We start from the raw sequence: 16,383 nt of genomic DNA, 5'->3' as shown, positions 1-16,383 counted from the left end.
AAATGTGATCGATTCTAAAGAGTTAGAGCGGGATGCGGGCGGAAAACCGAACACACTTTTCCTCATCCCGCTCCTGAAGAGGAGACTTTGTTGACGACCTTCCCTCTCGACGAGCGGCTTCAGCGCGACGGCATCCCGATCGCCTCGATCGGGCTGTGCCAGTTGCGGCTGATGAACGACCGCCGTTGGCCTTGGCTGATCCTCATTCCCCAGCGCCCGGACATTTCCGAGATTTTCGAGCTGACGCCGCTCGACCAGACGATGCTAACCTTCGAGACCAACATGGTGGCGGCCGCACTCAAGAAGGTCACCGCCGCCGACAAGATCAATATCGGCGCGCTCGGCAATATCGTCCGCCAGCTTCATGTGCATATCATAGCCCGCCGGGAAGGTGATCCAAACTGGCCGGGACCGGTGTGGGGCTTCGGCAAGGCCGAGCCGTGGCCGGAGGGCGAGCAGCAGGCATTCGCAGCACGTATTCTGGAAAATCTCTGAAGATGACGAAATCGATCTTTGACCTTCGAAGCCCGCATCCGGAGCCGAGCACCCTCGTTGCCTTTGCGGAAAATCACCTGGACCGCCAATCCGAGCACCGTCCCGACGATTGCGTCGAGGTGGCGTCGAGGCATCCGGGCGCACACTTCCTCGCCTTTTCCGGCGCGAAGCTGATCGTCAAGCACGACGAGAAGATCATCGACCCGCTGTTCGCACCCTATGAGCTCGAAGGCCTCGAACCCACGCTCGACGAGGCGATCCTGCTCGGTTACCTGCCGAACGGCGAGCCGCGCCTTGCCGTGCCGTCGGGGCTCACGGAAGAGAACCTGCCCGAGCCGTTCAAGATCGCCGACGCGCGAACGCTCTACCGCCAACAGATGCTGCCGGAAGATTTGCTCGGCCAGTTTGCGCAAGGCTCCAGCCTGATCGTCTGGAACGCCAACAACCGCTTCTGCGGCCGCTGTGGCGGGCCGATGGACGGTGCGGCGGGCGGTTACCGGCGCGTGTGCACAGCATGCAACCACATGGTCTTTCCCCGCACCGACCCCGTCGTCATCATGCTGACGATCGATCTTGAGCGCGATCTCTGCCTGCTCGGCCGCAGCCACCATTTCGCGCCGGGCATGTATTCCTGCCTCGCGGGCTTCGTCGAACCGGGAGAGACGATCGAAAACGCCGTGCGCCGGGAAACGCAGGAAGAATCGGCCATCCGCATTGGTCGGGTCCGCTATCATGCCTCGCAACCCTGGCCGCTGCCGCATACCCTGATGATCGGCTGCTACGCGGAAGCCAAGTCGACCGTCATCAAGCGCGACGAACAGGAGCTTGAAGACGTGCGCTGGTTCACGCGCGCGGAGACCGAAGCGATGCTGGAACGCACGACCGGCATCGCCGACACCGGAGACGAGCACATTCCGCCACCGAAAGGGGCGATTGCCCACCAGTTGATGCGCGACTGGCTGGCCTGGCCCGAGCGCAGCTGATCCCGCGCGGAGAGAAAGTAGCCATGTCCCGGTCAGAGCGCTTGCTCGATCTCTTGCAGGTGCTGAGACGCCACCGGCAGCCGGTGAGCGGTCGACGCCTGGCCGAAGAGACCGGCGTCAGCCTCAGAACGCTCTACCGGGACATCGCCAGCCTGCAGGCCCAGGGCGCCCATATCGAAGGGGAGCCGGGCCTCGGCTATGTTCTGAGGCCTGGTTTCATGCTGCCGCCGATGATGTTCTCGGAGGAAGAGGTCGAAGCGCTGGTGCTCGGCTCGCGCTGGGTGGCGAAACGTGGCGACAACCGCCTCGCAATGGCGGCCGCCGACGCGCTCGCCAAGATCGCTTCCGTGCTGCCGCCGGATCTGCGCGCAACTCTCGACGCTTCGCCCCTTCTCGTCGGATCGCGCCAACCGATCGCCGAAGGCATCGATCTCGGCCTGCTGCGCAAGGCTATCCGCGGCGAGCGAAAGCTCGATATGCGCTATAGGGACAACGACGGGCGCGACAGCCGCCGCACCGTCTGGCCCTTTGCGCTCGGCTTCTTCGAACAGGTGCGCGTGCTGGTCGCCTGGTGCGAGCTCAGGCAGGACTTTCGCCACTTCCGCACGGATCGCATCGCCGAAGCGGCCATGCAGGACGCGCGCTATCCGCGCCGTCGCCAGGCCCTGCTCAAGGACTGGCGCTCAGCGCAGGAGAGAGCTGCCTGTGTGGAGGGTGCGGAAGCGGCTGATATCACGAGCGCGAAAGTTGCTGCTGACAAAAATTGACAGCAACTCGCCCTAGCCTGACGGCCTCGCAAAAAGGAGACCGTTCATGCCAAAACCCAATCTTATCGTCCTCTATGTCGCCGATCCGCTGGCAAGTGTCGAATTCTATCGCAAGCTGTTGGGCAAGGAGCCCATGGTCGCCTTTCCGAGCTTCTCCTCGTTCGAGCTGTCCGGCGGCTTTACACTCGGGCTCTGGGCGCAGAATTCGGTCGCACCTGCCCCATCGGTCGAGGGCAACCGCTCGGAGCTGGCTTTCATGGTTGAAGGTGAAGAGGCAGTACGCACCCACTACGATGAATGGCAGGCAATGGGCCTGCCGATCGCGCAGGAACTGACGAAAATGGATTTCGGACCGACATTCGTCGCGCTCGATCCGGATGGGCACCGCCTGAGGGTCTGTCTGTACGACGAATGATGAATCGCACGGCGATCCTTGGGGTATAAAAACACTCACACCCCGCGCGAGAAGTCGGCGGGGTGTGGAAGACTCTACAGCGCCGCGCATTCTTATGCGCAAAGGGTCGCTGTAGCATTTTTGAATCGCTGCATGATTTTGACCTGAAATCGGTTCCGATTTGAGGAATCATGCAGTGGCGCCGCCCGATGTTTGGGCGCGACCTTTGTATTAGCGGCCGAAAACGGCGGCCTGGATCTGAGAACGGGAAATACCGATGTCGCTCAGCACGTGATCGTCGAGAGCGTTCAGCTCGCGGACAGCGCGGCGCAACTTTGCGTATTCCATGATCTTCTGGCGGATCTTCATCTTTGACACTCCATATCTTTCACGGGTGTCAGATAGGCATTTGCCTAAGATTTAAGTAGTTCCATGATTGCAGATTAGGCATGCGCTAAACGAATAGCCAGTTAACGAAATCTGGCCATCTTCTTCGTTGCGGCACAGCGTCCTTTGCGCGTCTAGTCAAGACGCGCGCCTCGCTCAGAGGACGCCGCGCATGGGATGGGCCCGGTAGGTACCCAGGATGCGCACCTTCTCCGAGAAAAAGCGCAGTTCGTCCATCGCGTGGCGGACCGACGTATCGTCCGGGTGACCTTCGATATCGGCATAAAACTGGGTTGCGACGAACTTGCCGCCGAGCTGATAGCTCTCGAGCTTCGTCATGTTGATGCCATTGGTGGCGAAGCCGCCCATGGCCTTGTAGAGCGCGGCCGGAATGTTGCGCACGTTGAAGACGAAGGTGGTGATGATCAGTTCGTCGTCGGAGGACCGGGTAATCCGCTGCTCTTCGCGCGAAAGCACGACGAAGCGCGTGACGTTGCTATCCGTGTCCTCGACATTTTCGGCGATGATGTCGAGTCCGTAGAGGTCGGCTGCAAGGCGCGGGGCGAGCGCCGCCATGGAGCGGTCGCCCGTTTCCTGGACGAGCTTGGCCGCACCAGCCGTGTCGCCCGCCACCACCGGCTTCCAGCCATTGGCGCGAACGATCTTGCGGCATTGGCCCAGCGCATGGATATGGCTGTGCACGGTGCGGATCTCGTCATGCGAGACGCCGGGCAGCACCATCAACTGAAAGCGTATCGGCATGAAATATTCGCCGACAATGTGCAGGCGCGACTCCGGCAGCAGGTGATGGATATCGGCGACGCGCCCGGCGATCGTGTTTTCGATCGGGATCATGGCGAGATCGGCATCGCCGTTCTCCACCGCCACAAAGGCATCCTCGAAGGTCTGGCATGGCAGCGGCTCCATCGACGGGAACATGTCGCGGCAGGCCATGTCGGAATTGGCGCCGAAGTCGCCCTGGAAGGAGATCCTGTTGGTCTTGACGGTCACTTTCGACTTCCTTCTCAGGCTTTCACGGAGAGAATGCGACGGGCCTTTTCAAGATCCTCGGGCGTATCGACGCCGAGGGGCACCGAGTTGACGATCTCGACGTCGATGCGCATCCCGGCTTCGAGCGCCCGCAACTGCTCAAGCGACTCGCGCTTTTCAAGCACCGATGGCTTCAGCGAGACGAAGGTTTCAAGCGCCTTGCGCCGATAGGCATAGAGACCGATGTGGTGATAGAGCGCCCCGGCGCCGTGCGGTGCGGTGGCGCGGGTGAAATAAAGTGCGCGCAGGCGGGTCTCGGAAAGCGGAGAGCCCACGACCTTCACGACATTGGGGTTGGTCTTCTCGTGTTCGTCGGTGATTTCGACAGTCAGCGTCGCGATATCGGTCGCGACGTTCTCGAGCGGCCTCAGCGCCGCGCGGATCGGTCCGGGCTCGATCGTCGGCAGGTCGCCCTGGACGTTGATCACGATCTCGGCTTCGCCGTGAGGATCCGCCTTCAGCAGGGCTTCATGGATGCGATCCGAACCCGACTGATGGTCGACCCGCGTCATGATCGCCTCGAAACCGGCATCGCTGACCGCTTCGAAGACGTCGCGATCGTCGACGGCGACGACGATTCGGCCGACATCCGCCTCGGCCGCCCGTCTGGCCACCTGCACGATCATCGGCAGGCCGCAAATGTCGGCGAGCGGCTTGCCGGGCAGGCGTGTTGACGCCATCCGCGCCGGTATGAGCACGAGAGCTTTGCCAGAATTTCCGTGATTCATCATCTAGCCCTAAAAAACCCTGCTGAAAGTGTCAAAAAGTCTCACTTCAGCGTCGATAATCTCTGTTGCAACGCAGAGCCAAAAGACATAGGTTCCGCGCGATTTCAAGATGGGCCGGGTTTTTGTTGACGCCGGTGGCAAAGGGAGCGTTTGCAGATGAATTCATATGTGAACATGGGCGTGGGTGCCTTGCTGGGTACGGTCTTCGTTCTGATGTCTGTATCCATTGCATCGGAAGGCATTTTCCATTCCGAAGCTCCCGAGAAGCCGGGCTTCACCATTGTCGCCGAGGAAACCGCGGGCGAAGGCGGCGAGGCCGGTGGCGGCGAACAGGCGACGTCCGAGCCGATCGCCCCGCTGCTCGCCAAGGCCGATCCGGCCGCCGGCGAGGCTGTCTTCAAGAAATGCGCAAGCTGTCACACCGTCGAGAAAGGCGGACCGAACAAGGTCGGCCCGAATCTCTGGGGCGTCGTCAATCGCCCGGTCGCCTCGCATGAGGGCTTCAGCTACTCCGCCGGGATGCAGACCTTCTCGGAAGGCGGCAAGGTCGTATGGGACTTTGACCACCTGAGCTTCTTCCTCGAAGCACCGAAGAAGCATGTCCCGGGCACGGCGATGGGCTTCGCGGGCCTCAAGAAGGCGGAAGAACGCGCCAACCTGCTCGCCTGGCTGCGCGAACAGTCCGATAATCCGGCACCGCTTCCGGCAGAGGGCGGTTCCAGCGAAGCCAAGCCGACAGAAGGGCAGGCTGCCCAGGACGGCCAGGCCCCGGCGCCGGCACCGGCGAACTAAAGCAGTTCCCGGAAAATCGTGAGACGGTTTTCCGTGCGGAATTGCGGCCACGCCGCCAAGCGAGATTTTGATTTGGAAGCCCGGCCTCTGGCCGGGTTTTTCGTTTCTACAGCGCCGCGCGTCTTATCAGACGCGCAAAGGACGCTGTAACACGTCGCGTTGCTGCAAACATAAAGTCGTCACATCAGCAGGTAGGCCCAGGCCGAAACGCTGAGCACGCCCAGCGCCGTCGTTAGCGTGATCGTCGAGGAAGCGAGCGCATGGCCGACATTGAAGTGATTGGCGATCAGCCAGGCATTGACGCCGGTCGGCACCGAGGAGGTCAGCACCAGCGCGGCCGTCCAGCTGTCGTTGAGCCCCAGCAGATGACAGGCACCAAAGACGACGCCGGGGAGCACAAGCAGCTTCAATGCGCTGGTGACGGCCGCAAGCCCGGTGTTTCCGGCCAGACCGTATTTGTCGAGCGCCATGCCGATCGACACGAGCGCGGCCGGCGCCGCCGTGCCTGCTATCTGATCGACGACAGCCTTCGCCGGGCCACCAAGCGGCTGGTCGAGAAGATGAAAGAGCGCACCGACGGCGAGACCGATCACCAGCGGATTGCGAACGAGGTTGCGCGCGACGCCGGCAAGCAGCTTCAACGGGCTTTGCCCTGGTCTACCGCTCGTTTTTCGATCCGCACGCTCCATCAGCACGGTGCCGGCGATCATCATGATGGGCAGATGGACGGAGAGCAGGATCGACAGCGCCACCAGCCCGTCCTCGCCGACCACACGCGAAACCAGCGGCAGCCCTATGAACACGGTGTTGGCGAAGGCCGAGGACACGCCTGCGAGCACCCCGACGCGCGCGTCGCGCCCGAAGGCAAAGGTCGCCGCCAGATGGCCGGCCGTCCAGGTAACGGCAACACCGGAAAAATAGGCGACCCAGAGTGGCCAGGGCGAGCCCTCCTTGAAATCGGCTTCGGCAATCGTGCGGAACAAGAGGACCGGCACAGCGATACGAAAGACAAAATCGCCGAGCGCATCGCCGACAGCCGGTTTCAAATAGCCGAGCCTCACGACCAGCCAGCCGGTCAGGATCAGGACGAAGATCGGGAGAACATTCAGGAAAATATCGGACATGGTAAGCCTTGGATGGTGCCAGAGGCATAGACCCGTTCGATCGGCAGTGGCAAGGGCACATCGCAGGAAGCGTGGCGGCGAGGACGCTTGCCGTCGCCGCGGAACCTTCAGTCAGCAGCAGCGTTTTCGAAAGACGATCAGGAAACGCTGATGCCGACAGACAAATCGATCTACTCGCATCGGGATGACGATCCGCATCTGACGGATGACGATCTGGCCGAGAAGGTGCTGCGCTTCATTCGCTACGCCACTTTCGTGGACACGAGCGGAATTTCCGTCATGGCGCTTGGTGGAATGGTCGTGCTTTCCGGCAATGTCGCCGAGGAGCCAGATATTGCCTGCGCCGGCGAGGCCGCTGCCTCGGTGATTGGCGTTTCGGGCGTCGAAAACCGACTGACGGTACGGCCGGACGAATCAACCGACTGAGCGCAATCGTCTCCCGGAGACACCAATATACAAAAGGCAACCTTTTGGTTGCTTTTTTCGTTTCGACCTGTAAGAATATTGGCAACCAGGAGGTTGCATCATGACGGATCGCATCACGAAGAGTATCGAACTCAACGCTCCGATCGAAAAGGTTTGGCATGCGCTGACGGACCACACAGCGTTCGGCGAATGGTTCCGGGTGCGGCTCGACGGACCGTTCGCCGTCGGCGGGGAAACAACCGGGGAAATGACGTACCCCGGTCATGAGGGCACCAAATGGACGTCGGTGACGGAGCGGATGGAGGCCCCGACACTCTTTTCCTTCCGGTGGCCGCACGGCGAGGATACCGATCTTTCGACATCCCCATCCACGCTCGTGGAATTCCGCCTCGAACCGACAGCGAACGGCACGCGTCTGACCATCATCGAATCCGGCTTCGAAACGCTGCCGGAGGATCGCCGGATGGAGGCCTTGCGTGGCAACGAAGGTGGATGGGAGATCCAGGCGGGAAACATCAAGGCCTATGTCGAAGCCTGAGCTTGCCGATCCCGGCCCGGTCGAGATCTTCGCCGCCCTCGGCGACCCAACCCGGCTTTCGCTTCTGACGAAGCTCAGCGATGGCCAGACACGATCGATCGCCACTCTATCCGCCGACACGAACCTGACACGGCAGGCCGTGACCAAGCATCTGCACGTGCTGGAACGCGCCGGCCTTGTCAAAAGCGTCCGCGTCGGCCGCGAAAGCCAGTTCGGCTACCGGCCTGAACCGATCACCGAGGCAAGGTCGTATCTCGACAGAGTTTCCGCGCAATGGGACGACGCACTGGAGCGGCTCAAGGCGCTGGTGGAACGATGAGTGCGGCAAGGAGCCCCGGCCAGCCCAAGGGCTTCCCGAATCCTTGTCGTCGGACGCGCGCTGCCGCCCCCTTTCGGAGCAGGTTCGGCAACGTTCCCGCTTAGCGATTGAGAATCCAGAGAATGGCCGAAAGCGCAACGCTGAGAAGCAGCCCGGTGGTAAACGGAATATAGATGGTGAAATTCTCGCGCTCGATCAGAATATCACCCGGCAGCCTGCCCAGGCCAAGGCGCGTGAGCCACGGCCAGAGAATGCCCACCGCGACGATAACAAGTCCGACAATGATCAAAACTCGGGACATGGCACAGGCATGCGCTGTTTTTGCGGATTCAGCCTTCGGGCATGATGTTTGAATTCGCATCCTATAACAATGCGCGGTGCTCGACCGGCAACGCGGATCCAATGCTGCCAAGCAGGGTCCATGTGCCGATCCTAGCCTCGCCCGACCTTGCGGCTCGAGAGATTCCCTCTAGGAATTCCCAGAATTACACGCTAACATTGCGATCAGGGAACCCAAGCATTTATAGAAGTGGTGCCAGAAGCGGATAGCCGCTTCAGATCGCAGTTTCGACTGGCAAGATCCGCGAGTTCACCTGGCACCAAGAGCGATTTCCAGAATTGTTCGGCGTCCGCACCGGCGCGGGCGGCCTGTCGGCGAGCCCGGGAGTGGTGCGATGGCGACCAAAACTGAGCAGAAGCTGTCCCTGTTCGCTCTAACCGCGATGGTTGTTGGTTCCATGGTCGGCGCGGGCATCTTCTCGCTCCCGCGAACATTCGGCGTCGCGACAGGGCCGTTTGGTGCAATCATCGCCTGGTGCATTGCCGGCGGCGGCATGTACATGCTGGCGCGCGTCTTCCAGTCGCTGGCCGAACGCAAGCCCGAGCTCGACGCCGGGGTTTTCGCCTATGCCAAGGAAGGCTTCGGCGACTATCCGGGCTTCCTCTCCGCCTTCGGCTACTGGATCGGCAGTTGTATCGGCAACGTGTCATACTGGGTGCTGATCAAGTCCACGCTCGGCAATTTTATTCCTGCCTTCGGCGACGGCAACACCGTGACCGCCATCCTCGTCGCCTCGATCGGAATATGGCTCTTCCACTTCATGATCCTCAGAGGCATTCAGCAGGCGACCTTTATCAACGCCGTCGTGACCGTCGCGAAGGTCGTTCCGATCATCGCCTTCATCATCATCCTCTTCGTCTTCTTCAAGCTCGACCTGTTCCGGCTCAACTTCTGGGGCGGCGAGGGGATGCCGGAGGCAAACCTCCTCCAACAGATCCAGGCCACGATGCTGGCGACGGTCTTCGTCTTCATCGGCATCGAAGGCGCTAGCAACTATTCGCGCTATGCGCAGACGCGCTCCGATATCGGCACGGCAACGATCATGGGCTTCGTCGGCGTCAGCACGCTGATGGTGCTGGTCACGCTGCTGCCCTATGCCGTGCTGACACGCCCCGAAATCGCCGCCATGAGCCAGCCTTCGATGGCCGGCGTGCTTGCAGCCGTCGTCGGCCCCTGGGGTGCCGTATTCATCAGCATCGGCGTGATCGTCTCGGTGCTTGGCGCCTATCTCGCCTGGTCGCTGGTGTGCGCGGAAGTGCTCTACGTGGCGGCCCGCACGGACGACATGCCCCGGCTTTTCGCCACCGAGAACCGGAACAAGGTCCCTGCAGCCGCGCTATGGCTCACCAACATCGTCGTCCAGCTGTTCGTCGTCAGCACCTACTGGTCGCGGGACGCGTTCACGCTGATGCTGAATCTGACAAGCGCGATGTCGCTGATCCCCTACCTGTTCGTGGCGGCTTTCGGGTTCCTGCTGGCGCGACGCGCCGAGACCTACGACGTCAGGCCGCATGAACGCAGCCGCGACCTGATCATCGCCAGCATCGCCGCCGTCTACACATTTTTCATGATTGTGGCGGGCGGCATGAAGTTCGTCCTGCTGTCGGCACTTCTGTATGCCCCTGGCACGATCCTCTATTTCTGGGCCAGGCGCGAGCAGGGCAAGCAGGTCTTCAACACATCGGTCGACTGGCTGATTTTCGCGGCTGCCGTCATCGGCTGCATCGCCGCGATCATCGGATTGTCCACCGGCTACCTGACGATCTGAAAAAGGAGATGTGCCATGTCTTCCGAACGCTCGACCCAGTACAGTTTCGGCGTGCACTCCGAAGTCGGCCAGTTGCGCAAGGTCATGGTCTGCGCGCCGGGGCGCGCGCATCAACGGCTCACGCCGACCAATTGCGACGCCCTCCTGTTTGACGACGTCCTATGGGTCGACAACGCCAGGCGCGACCATTTCGACTTCATAACCAAGATGCGCGACCGTGGCATCGACGTTGTCGAGATGCACAACCTGCTGACCCAGACCGTGGCAATTCCCGAAGCCAGGAAGTGGATTCTCGACAATCAGGTCGTGCCGAACCAGGTCGGGCTTGAGCTCGTGGACGAGATCCGCAGCTACCTCGAAGGGCTGCCCGACCGTGAGCTTGCGGAGACCCTGATAGGCGGGTTGTCGACCTATGAATTTCCCGAGACGCTTGGCGGCGAAATGCTGGAGCTGATCCGGGACGCTGCTGGCGTTGCGGAATATCTCCTGCCGCCATTGCCCAACACGCTCTACACACGCGATACCACCTGCTGGATTTACGGCGGGGTGACGCTCAACCCGCTCTATTGGCCGGCACGCCACGAGGAGACCATCCTCGCCACGGCCATCTACAAGTTCCACCCTGACTTCGCCGGCAAGGTCAATGTCTGGTGGGGCGACCCGACCAAGGACTGGGGTCTCGCTACACTCGAGGGCGGCGACGTCATGCCGATCGGCAAAGGCAACGTGTTGATCGGCATGAGCGAGCGTACCTCGCGGCAGGCAATCAGCCAGCTCGCTGCAACCCTGTTCGAAAAGGGCACGGCGCAGCGCGTGATCGTCGCCGCAATGCCCAAGCTGCGTGCGGCCATGCACCTCGACACGGTGTTCACCTTCGCCGACCGCGACTGCGTGCTGATCTATCCCGACATCGTCAATGCTATCGAGGCCTTCTCCTACAGGCCGGGCGACAAGCCGGGCTCCATCGAGCTGCACAAGGACGGGGGCTCGTTCGTCGAAACGGTCCGCGACGCCCTCGGTCTCAAGGAGATGCGCGTGGTCGAGACCGGCGGCAATGCGTATGTGCGCGAACGCACGCAATGGGACAGCGGTGCCAATCTCGTCTGCCTATCGCCCGGCGTGGTGCTAGCTTACGACCGCAACACCTACACCAATACGCTGCTGCGCAAAGCGGGTATTGAAGTCATCACCATCACCGGGGCCGAGCTCGGTCGTGGACGCGGTGGCGGCCACTGCATGACCTGTCCAATCGCCCGCGATGCGGTCGACTACTAAGATCCGAGTGCACTGCGACGACCTGTGAAAGGCGCCAGCCATGGCAGGAACTCCAATTGGACAACCGCCGATGAGCGGTTCCGGGGAAGGAGTCGATTATGAACGCCGGGCAAAGTCCCTGCATTCGAGATGGGGGTGGTTTCTCGCACTGGGTATTGCTCTGGCGCTGGGCGGAGCCTTGGCTGTCGCGCTTCCTGCCGCCTCCGAGTTCGCGGCGAGCGTCGTTCTGGGAGCGGTCCTTGTGCTCGCGGGCGTTGCAAAGATGGTCCAGTCCTTGCAGGTCAAGGACTGGAACGGCTTCATCTGGCAGGAATTGACGGGCGCAGTCGAGGTGGTCGGCGGCATCTTGATATATTTCAACCCGCTGAAGGGAGCCCTCGCGATCACTCTCCTGATTGCCCTGGTGCTTCTCGTACAGGGCATTCTGCAAATCGCGCTCGCGGCAGTCGCGCGCAAGCAGGATGGCTGGTACTGGTTCGCGATTTCGGGCGTGGTTGCGTTGGCAGCCAGCGCGGCGCTCGCCCTGAAGCTGCCCCATACCCGCCTCTTCCCTTCAGGTACCATCGCCGGCATTTCCCTGCTTGTCGCCGGCGGTGCGTACATCGCCATTGCTCTCACGATACGCAGAGCACGGCCATGAGCACGTCGCATGAAAGCCCTCAGCAATATCGAGTAATCGGAACGGCACGATGATCGGACCTGCTTCTTGCGTTCGCCTGATGCTTGCCTACCTGGCAGGGAGCGCGGCCCTATGCGTCAATTCGACTTCATTTGCCCAGCAGGCATCGCCTCAGGCAATGCCGCCGCCGGCCGTCGTCGTCGAGAAGGTGGAGGTTCAGCAGGTAAGCAACCCGTCGCGGTTTACCGCCCGTGTAGAGGCGATCGATGCAGTGGACGTCCGGGCGCGCGTCACCGGCTTCTTGCGTGCCGTCGCGTTCAGGGACGGCCAGGCGGTCAAGACCGGGGACATACTATTTGAGATCGAGCCGGATCAGCTCGAGGCCTCGGTCGCTTCGGCGCGGGCGCAGGTAGCCCGCGCCGAAGCGACGCGGAAATCGGCCGAGAGGACCCTTGCGCGCAATCAAGACCTGTTCGCTCGCAACACCGTGTCGCGGGCCGTGCTGGATGATGCCCAGGCCGCCTTCGATGTCGCCGCCGCGGACGCGCTGGCGGCCGAAGCGGCGCTGAACGCTGCTGAGCTCAACCTGTCCTATACCCGCATCACCGCACCGATCTCCGGCAGGATCGGCCGGGCGATGTTCACGGTTGGCAACCTGGTCGGACCCGATTCCGGCTCGCTTGCGCGAGTCGTAAGCCTCGATCCGATTCGCGTGGCCTTCGCCATGACCGAGGGCCTGCTCGTGACCGCCCGGCAGCAGGAGGCAGGCGGGAGCCAGCTGGACCCCGGTGCATTCAAACTTTCGCTGCGTCTCGCAAACGGGACGGAATACGACGAGCCTGGCCGAATCGAGTTCGTCGAAAACGAGGTCGACCCGCAGACCGGAACGGTCACCGCTCGCGCGGTCTTTCCCAATCCTCATCACGTGCTGATCCCGGGACAGTTCGTCACCCTCTCCATTGAGGAAAAGGAAGTACCCAAGCTGCCGGTCGTGCCGCAGATGGCGGTGCTGCAGGATCGCGAGGGGCGCTTCGTCTATCTGCTCGGCCAGAACAACACCGTCTCGCAACGGCGTATCGATACGGGTGCGCGTATAAGCAACGGCTGGGCGGTTACCACAGGTCTCGACGGCGGCGAGCAGGTCGTCGTCCAGGGAATCCAGCGTCTCGCCGATGGCATGACGGTCCAGCCGAGCGAGGGCCAGCCCTTGGACGGTGGCCCATGATCTCCGATCTTTTCATCACCCGAAGCCGGCTGGCGATCGTCATCTCGATCATCATTTCACTCGCCGGCGCGATCAGCATCTTCGCGCTGCCGGTACAGCAGTACCCCCAGATCACGCCGCCGACCGTGACCGTCTCGGCAACCTATCCCGGCGCCAGCGCCGATGTGATTGCCGATGTCGTCGGCGGCCCGTTGGAAACGGCCATAAATGGCGTAGCGGATATGATGTACCTGTCATCGACAAGCTCGAACGCCGGACAGTATTCGCTATCCGTAACCTTCGAAGTGGGCACGGATCCGGACATTGCGCAGGTGAACGTGCAGAACCGGGCGCAACTGGCGATTTCGCAGCTCCCGTCGGCTGTAACCCAGCAAGGCGTATCGGTGCGGTCACGCTCGCCGGATTTCGTGCTCGGCATCGCCTTCTATTCGCCGGACGGCAGGCTCGGCGCGCTCGAGATCACCAATTTCGCCGCGACAACGCTCATCGACGCGCTCTCGCGCGTGTCGGGTGTCGGCGAGGCCGCCGTCGTCGGCGCGTCCGAATATTCGATGCGCGTGTGGCTCAATCCGACGCGCATGGACGCGCTCGGCATTACCGCCGGCGACGTGGCAACTGCGATCCAGAGCCAGAATATCCAGGCTTCCCTGGGGCAGGCCGGCGCTCCCCCGGCGCAAGAGGGCACAGAGCTGCAATATACTCTGGTCGCCCAAGGGCGGCTCATGAGCCCGGAGGCGTTCGGCGACATCGTCGTGCGTACGGGTGCGGCGGGCGCCGTCGTGCGGCTCAGCGACATCGCCCGCATCGAACTCGGTGCGCGGAGCTATTCATCGAGGGCATATTTCGGCGGGCATGAAGCGGCGATGCTGCAGATCAGCCAGGCACCTGGCGCCAACGCGATCCAGACGGCCAGTGCCGTGCTCGCCGAGATCGAGCGCCTTTCACCGAGGTTCCCGGCCGGCCTCGAATATGACGTCGTCTATGACGCGACGCGGTTCGTCCGGGCCAGCCTGTCGCTGATCGTCGAGATCCTCATCGAGGCGTTCCTGATCGTGCTCTTCATCACATTCCTGTTCCTGCAGGACTGGCGCGCCACCCTGGTTTCGGCCGTGGCCATCCCTGTTTCGATGCTTGGCGCCATGGCCGTTCTGCTCGCCTTCGGATACTCGATAAATACGATCTCGCTGCTCGCCCTGGTATTGGCGATCGGGCTGGTCGTCGACGACGCGATCCTCGTCGTGGAAAACGTCAAACACGTCATGGAAGATGATCCCGGCATTGATACGGCGAGTGCGACCCGCAAGGCAATGCGGCAGATCACGGGGCCGATCATCTCGACGACGCTGGTGCTGCTCGCCGTCGTCACACCGACCGGGTTCCTCTCGGGCATAAACGGCCAGCTCTATCGTCAGTTTGCGGTTACGTTGTCGGCCGCGCTGGTCATCTCGTCCATAGTGGCGCTGACGCTCAGTCCGGCACTCAGCTCAATCCTGCTGAGACGCGGACAGCGCGGTTACCGGCGCGGTCCGCTCGGCTGGTTCACACGCGCCCTGAATGCGACACGCGACGGTTACGGCCGTGCAGTCGCTTTCCTGGTGCGCGTTTGGATCATCCCCCTCGCCGCCCTTGCCGCCTGCTTCGTCGGCGCATTCCTCATATTTACCCACCTGCCCTCCACCTTTCTCCCGGACGAGGATCAGGGCGCCCTGTTCCTGGATATCCAGCTTCCGGACGCCGCCTCGCTCGACCGTACACGCGCGGTCGTCAATCGGGTCGAGCGCGTCCTGTCCGGGGCGGCCGGGGTCGAAAACGTGATCTCTGTCGCCGGCGTCAGTATCCTGCAAGGCGCCGCCTCCCCCAATGGAGCGATGGTAATCGCTGCCCTAGACCCCTGGGACCAGCGCACGGCACCGGAACTGCAGCTCTCCGCCATCCTTGCTAAGTTGCGGGCGCAGTTCTCGACCATGCCGGGTGCCAATATCGCGGTCTTTGCGCCGCCGGCGATCGCCGGAATCGGCGCCGTCGGCGGCCTCGACCTGCGCCTGCAGGCGCTGCAGGGGCAGCGGCCGGAAGAGATCGCCCAGGTGGTGCGCGCATTCGTCTCGGAGATAAATCAGCAGCCTGAAGTCGGCGGCGCGGCGACCACCTTCAGCGCCGACGTGCCGCAGATATACGTCGACGTCGACCGCATCCGCGCCGAGGCCCTGGGGGTGAGCGTAGCCGACATCTATTCGACGATTGGCGCAAGCTTCGGTTCTCGCTACGTGAACGATTTCACACTTGAGGGGCGGGTCTTCCAGGTCAATCTCCAGGCTGACGCCGAGCATCGCGCAGATGCGCAGGACATCCTCAATCTCCATGTACGCAACCGCACCGGCGCGATGGTGCCGCTGAGAACAGTGGTGTCGACAACGACCGTTCTCGCGCCCTTCGTCCTCTCCCGTTACAATCTTTCGGTCGCAGCCCAGATCAATGGGCAAGCCGCGCCCGGCGGCAGTTCGGGCGCAGCCATGGACGCGATCGAACGCGTGGCAGCACAGGAGCTGCCGGCCGGTTACGGGTTCGAGTGGTCCGGCCTGTCGTTTCAGGAACGGCGCAGCAGCGGACAGGAGCCGATCATCTTCGGATTGGCCTTTCTCTTCGCTTACCTACTCCTGGTCGCGCAATACGAAAGCTGGACGCTGCCCATCGCGGTCATCCTGTCGCTCGGCGCCGCCCTGTTCGGCGCGACCGGAGCACTCATGCTTTTCGGGCTGCAGAACAGCCTCTACGCGCAGATCGCCATCGTGCTCCTGATCGGGCTCGCGTCGAAGAACGCCATCCTGATCGTCGAATTCGCCAAGGAACGCCTCGAGGAAGGGCAACCTGTCGCCGAGGCCGCGCAGCTCGGCGCCGAGCAGCGCTTCCGCGCGGTAATGATGACCGCGGTCTCCTTCATCTTCGGCATCGTGCCGCTCGCGATTTCGACGGGCGCGGGAGCAGGCGCCGGTCGGGCGGTGGGCGTCACCATCCTCGGCGGTATGGTGGGGGCGACGACGATCGGCCTCTTCATCATCCCGACCTTGTTTGCCGTGATCGAGCGTGTTGCGAAATGGGTTTCCACGCGAACGCCTCTGACGGAGCCGCCGGTAACCTAGCCGCGATCCCGGAGGA

The 16,383-nt window shown here is 62.4% G+C and carries 18 protein-coding genes; 13 read left to right on the top strand and 5 right to left on the bottom strand.

What is annotated here, in order from left to right; genetic code table 11:
• Positions 1–90: 90 nt before the first annotated feature.
• The 4 genes from FKV68_RS01385 to FKV68_RS01370 are packed head-to-tail and all read left to right on the top strand — an operon-like array spanning position 91 to position 2,660.
• Complete coding sequence (locus FKV68_RS01385) at positions 91–495, top strand: HIT domain-containing protein (RefSeq protein WP_180939783.1); 405 nt, start codon at positions 91–93, stop codon at positions 493–495.
• A gap of 2 nt (positions 496–497) precedes the next feature.
• A complete protein-coding gene (nudC, locus tag FKV68_RS01380; RefSeq protein WP_180939782.1) occupies positions 498–1,478 on the top strand; it encodes an NAD(+) diphosphatase in 981 nt (326 codons plus the stop codon).
• 23 nt (positions 1,479–1,501) lie between these two features.
• Positions 1,502–2,245, top strand: coding sequence for a helix-turn-helix transcriptional regulator (locus tag FKV68_RS01375; RefSeq protein WP_180939781.1), 744 nt, complete (start codon positions 1,502–1,504; stop codon positions 2,243–2,245).
• A gap of 46 nt (positions 2,246–2,291) precedes the next feature.
• On the top strand, positions 2,292–2,660 hold the full coding sequence (locus FKV68_RS01370; RefSeq protein WP_180939780.1) for a VOC family protein: 369 nt from the start codon (positions 2,292–2,294) through the stop codon (positions 2,658–2,660).
• 210 nt (positions 2,661–2,870) lie between these two features.
• Here the strand turns inward: FKV68_RS01370 and FKV68_RS01365 are convergent, their stop codons facing one another.
• From FKV68_RS01365 to FKV68_RS01355, 3 genes are all read right to left on the bottom strand, one after another.
• The gene (locus tag FKV68_RS01365) at positions 2,871–3,008 is read right to left on the bottom strand and encodes a DUF1127 domain-containing protein (protein ID WP_180939779.1); all 138 of its coding nucleotides are present in this window, start codon (positions 3,006–3,008) and stop codon (positions 2,871–2,873) included.
• A gap of 174 nt (positions 3,009–3,182) precedes the next feature.
• The gene (locus FKV68_RS01360) at positions 3,183–4,037 is read right to left on the bottom strand and encodes a prephenate dehydratase (protein WP_180939778.1); all 855 of its coding nucleotides are present in this window, start codon (positions 4,035–4,037) and stop codon (positions 3,183–3,185) included.
• Between the two features lie 14 nt (positions 4,038–4,051).
• Positions 4,052–4,804: a 3-deoxy-manno-octulosonate cytidylyltransferase gene (locus FKV68_RS01355; RefSeq protein WP_180939777.1), complete on the bottom strand. Its 753-nt coding sequence runs from the start codon at positions 4,802–4,804 to the stop codon at positions 4,052–4,054.
• A 156-nt stretch (positions 4,805–4,960) separates the two neighbouring features.
• Here FKV68_RS01355 and FKV68_RS01350 point away from each other — a divergent pair, with 156 nt between their 5' ends.
• Complete coding sequence (locus FKV68_RS01350) at positions 4,961–5,596, top strand: c-type cytochrome (RefSeq protein WP_180939776.1); 636 nt, start codon at positions 4,961–4,963, stop codon at positions 5,594–5,596.
• A 179-nt stretch (positions 5,597–5,775) separates the two neighbouring features.
• Here FKV68_RS01350 and FKV68_RS01345 read toward each other — a convergent pair whose 3' ends face one another.
• A complete protein-coding gene (locus FKV68_RS01345) occupies positions 5,776–6,720 on the bottom strand; it encodes an AEC family transporter (RefSeq protein ID WP_180939775.1) in 945 nt (314 codons plus the stop codon).
• A gap of 150 nt (positions 6,721–6,870) precedes the next feature.
• Here FKV68_RS01345 and FKV68_RS01340 point away from each other — a divergent pair, with 150 nt between their 5' ends.
• The 3 genes from FKV68_RS01340 to FKV68_RS01330 all read left to right on the top strand — a co-directional run bounded on the left by FKV68_RS01340 (position 6,871) and on the right by FKV68_RS01330 (position 8,003).
• Positions 6,871–7,146 (top strand): BON domain-containing protein, encoded by a 276-nt coding sequence (locus FKV68_RS01340; RefSeq protein WP_180939774.1) that lies wholly within the window; start codon positions 6,871–6,873, stop codon positions 7,144–7,146.
• A gap of 100 nt (positions 7,147–7,246) precedes the next feature.
• Positions 7,247–7,684, top strand: coding sequence for an SRPBCC family protein (locus tag FKV68_RS01335; RefSeq protein ID WP_180939773.1), 438 nt, complete (start codon positions 7,247–7,249; stop codon positions 7,682–7,684).
• Complete coding sequence (locus FKV68_RS01330; RefSeq protein ID WP_180939772.1) at positions 7,671–8,003, top strand: ArsR/SmtB family transcription factor; 333 nt, start codon at positions 7,671–7,673, stop codon at positions 8,001–8,003. Before FKV68_RS01335 ends, FKV68_RS01330 begins: the two co-directional genes overlap by 14 nt.
• Positions 8,004–8,103: 100 nt before the next feature.
• On the opposite strand, the gene FKV68_RS01325 is transcribed toward FKV68_RS01330, so the two are convergent.
• Positions 8,104–8,304: a DUF2905 domain-containing protein gene (locus tag FKV68_RS01325; protein WP_180939771.1), complete on the bottom strand. Its 201-nt coding sequence runs from the start codon at positions 8,302–8,304 to the stop codon at positions 8,104–8,106.
• 373 nt (positions 8,305–8,677) lie between these two features.
• Between FKV68_RS01325 and FKV68_RS01320 the strand changes: the two genes are divergently transcribed.
• The 5 genes from FKV68_RS01320 to FKV68_RS01300 all read left to right on the top strand — a co-directional run bounded on the left by FKV68_RS01320 (position 8,678) and on the right by FKV68_RS01300 (position 16,367).
• A complete protein-coding gene (locus tag FKV68_RS01320; RefSeq protein ID WP_180939770.1) occupies positions 8,678–10,111 on the top strand; it encodes a basic amino acid/polyamine antiporter in 1,434 nt (477 codons plus the stop codon).
• A 15-nt stretch (positions 10,112–10,126) separates the two neighbouring features.
• Positions 10,127–11,386: an arginine deiminase gene (gene arcA, locus FKV68_RS01315; RefSeq protein WP_180939769.1), complete on the top strand. Its 1,260-nt coding sequence runs from the start codon at positions 10,127–10,129 to the stop codon at positions 11,384–11,386.
• A 70-nt stretch (positions 11,387–11,456) separates the two neighbouring features.
• Positions 11,457–12,026 carry an HdeD family acid-resistance protein gene (locus FKV68_RS01310; protein ID WP_245181869.1) on the top strand — a complete coding sequence of 190 codons (570 nt, stop codon included), beginning with the start codon at positions 11,457–11,459 and terminating at the stop codon, positions 12,024–12,026.
• 49 nt (positions 12,027–12,075) lie between these two features.
• Positions 12,076–13,230, top strand: coding sequence for an efflux RND transporter periplasmic adaptor subunit (locus FKV68_RS01305; RefSeq protein WP_180939767.1), 1,155 nt, complete (start codon positions 12,076–12,078; stop codon positions 13,228–13,230).
• A complete protein-coding gene (locus FKV68_RS01300; RefSeq protein WP_180939766.1) occupies positions 13,227–16,367 on the top strand; it encodes an efflux RND transporter permease subunit in 3,141 nt (1,046 codons plus the stop codon). The genes FKV68_RS01305 and FKV68_RS01300 overlap by 4 nt, the downstream gene beginning before the upstream one ends.
• Positions 16,368–16,383 lie beyond the last annotated feature (16 nt).

Source organism: Sinorhizobium mexicanum, from assembly GCF_013488225.1.
GTDB lineage: Bacteria > Pseudomonadota > Alphaproteobacteria > Rhizobiales > Rhizobiaceae > Sinorhizobium > Sinorhizobium mexicanum.
Note: the sequence above shows the minus strand (reverse complement) of the source record. Positions and strands in the feature narration are given on the sequence as shown.

Coding starts and splice junctions, on each gene's coding strand:
- FKV68_RS01370 (WP_180939780.1), top strand. CDS start 2,292: ATGCCAAAACCCAATCTTATCGTCCTCTATGTCGCCGATCCGCTGGCA.
- FKV68_RS01375 (WP_180939781.1), top strand. CDS start 1,502: ATGTCCCGGTCAGAGCGCTTGCTCGATCTCTTGCAGGTGCTGAGACGC.
- FKV68_RS01325 (WP_180939771.1), bottom strand. CDS start 8,304: ATGTCCCGAGTTTTGATCATTGTCGGACTTGTTATCGTCGCGGTGGGC.
- FKV68_RS01345 (WP_180939775.1), bottom strand. CDS start 6,720: ATGTCCGATATTTTCCTGAATGTTCTCCCGATCTTCGTCCTGATCCTG.
- FKV68_RS01365 (WP_180939779.1), bottom strand. CDS start 3,008: ATGAAGATCCGCCAGAAGATCATGGAATACGCAAAGTTGCGCCGCGCT.
- arcA (WP_180939769.1), top strand. CDS start 10,127: ATGTCTTCCGAACGCTCGACCCAGTACAGTTTCGGCGTGCACTCCGAA.
- FKV68_RS01310 (WP_245181869.1), top strand. CDS start 11,457: ATGAGCGGTTCCGGGGAAGGAGTCGATTATGAACGCCGGGCAAAGTCC.
- FKV68_RS01355 (WP_180939777.1), bottom strand. CDS start 4,804: ATGAATCACGGAAATTCTGGCAAAGCTCTCGTGCTCATACCGGCGCGG.
- FKV68_RS01335 (WP_180939773.1), top strand. CDS start 7,247: ATGACGGATCGCATCACGAAGAGTATCGAACTCAACGCTCCGATCGAA.
- FKV68_RS01300 (WP_180939766.1), top strand. CDS start 13,227: ATGATCTCCGATCTTTTCATCACCCGAAGCCGGCTGGCGATCGTCATC.
- FKV68_RS01330 (WP_180939772.1), top strand. CDS start 7,671: ATGTCGAAGCCTGAGCTTGCCGATCCCGGCCCGGTCGAGATCTTCGCC.
- nudC (WP_180939782.1), top strand. CDS start 498: ATGACGAAATCGATCTTTGACCTTCGAAGCCCGCATCCGGAGCCGAGC.
- FKV68_RS01350 (WP_180939776.1), top strand. CDS start 4,961: ATGAATTCATATGTGAACATGGGCGTGGGTGCCTTGCTGGGTACGGTC.
- FKV68_RS01320 (WP_180939770.1), top strand. CDS start 8,678: ATGGCGACCAAAACTGAGCAGAAGCTGTCCCTGTTCGCTCTAACCGCG.
- FKV68_RS01340 (WP_180939774.1), top strand. CDS start 6,871: ATGCCGACAGACAAATCGATCTACTCGCATCGGGATGACGATCCGCAT.
- FKV68_RS01305 (WP_180939767.1), top strand. CDS start 12,076: ATGATCGGACCTGCTTCTTGCGTTCGCCTGATGCTTGCCTACCTGGCA.